This is a genomic window from Mesorhizobium sp. M1A.F.Ca.IN.020.06.1.1 (assembly GCF_004023265.1).
Classification (GTDB): Bacteria; Pseudomonadota; Alphaproteobacteria; order Rhizobiales; family Rhizobiaceae; genus Mesorhizobium.
This window is the reverse complement of the sequence record NZ_RZSR01001359.1, coordinates 1-1,149: the sequence shown is the minus strand read 5'-3', so window position 1 is coordinate 1,149 and position 1,149 is coordinate 1. Positions and strand designations below refer to the sequence as shown.

At 66.3% G+C, this 1,149-nt stretch carries 2 protein-coding genes; both read left to right on the top strand.

Annotated features, from left to right (window positions below):
- Positions 1 to 754: DUF3991 and toprim domain-containing protein (locus tag EOA60_RS33990; protein ID WP_128312675.1), on the top strand; the 754-nt coding region annotated here is incomplete at its 5' end.
- Between the two features lie 139 nt (positions 755 to 893).
- Positions 894 to 1,149 (top strand): DUF1419 domain-containing protein (locus EOA60_RS33985; protein WP_128312674.1); only part of this gene is annotated, 256 nt, incomplete at its 3' end.

Below are 1,149 nucleotides of genomic sequence, written 5' to 3'. Positions count from 1 at the left end.
CCTTGAGGGCGTCCCCTTTGTGGAAGCGCTCGACCATGTGGCCGATCTGATCGGCTTCGTCTCCAGCGAGCCCGTCTGGACTAAGGTTCCCGACAGGACTCGACCGGACCTTTCGATTCCCGAGCGCTGGCAGGCCCGCCGCAAACCATGGCGCAGTTCCATGACCTGGCGCTATCTGCGCGACGAGCGCCATCTTTCCGAAGTGGTCGTTCGCGCAGCAATCCGTCAGGACCGGCTGCGCGAGGGCCCGCGCGGCAGCATGTGGGCCGCGCACACCGATGAGACCGGCGCGGTCACCGGCTGGGAGGAACGTGGGCCAAACTGGCGGGGATTTGCCACCGGAGGCGGAAAGGCGCTGTTTCGCTTCGGCCGTGACGATGCCCCGCGCTTCTGCGTTACCGAGGCCGCGATCGATGCCATGAGCCTCGCCGCGATCGAGGAGGTACAGCCCCCCGACAGCCTCTATCTGAGCACCGGCGGCGGCTGGGCGCCGGCGACCGTTGCGGCCATCCGGAGGCTTGCGGCGCAAAAACGCGCGCTGCTTGTTGCCGCCACCGACAACAATGACCAGGGCGACGTTTATGCCGGCCGGCTCGAGCAGATAGCGGTGGAGACGGGCTGCGGTTTCGAGCGGCTGCGCCCTGCGGCCGATGACTGGAACGAGGATCTGCGTGCGGTGAAAGAAGCGGCAAAGGAGAAAAGGAGAGAGAAGAAAGGCCGGCTGCCGCATGCCCGCCGGCCGCGTCAAGGGTGAAGCTGCGCCCGGCTTCGCCGGCCCTTGACCCGTCCGGACGGAGAGGCGGCCGCGGGGAGGGGTCCGGAAGGGCTGAAGATGATGGTGACATCGCGAGGATGAGCCGCGCTCCAGCCCGACGAGGCTGAAGGAGCCCGCCATGAATCTCTCCATCCCGATCCGCAAGATCTATCAGGGCGTCGCCGACCGGCGGCAGATGTTCCGCCTGTTCGACCGCCATGCGCAACGCCCCAATCGCTTCGAGGATGACGCCAGCGCTCTTTACCGGGACGAATGGTTCGAGCTTGCCCGATCCGGCTATGACTACATGCTGGAAATCCTGCCGCCGCTCTGGATGCGCGGCGACATGTTCGCCATGCGCGAGTTCCTCACCGACAGCGTGACCAGCATCTTCT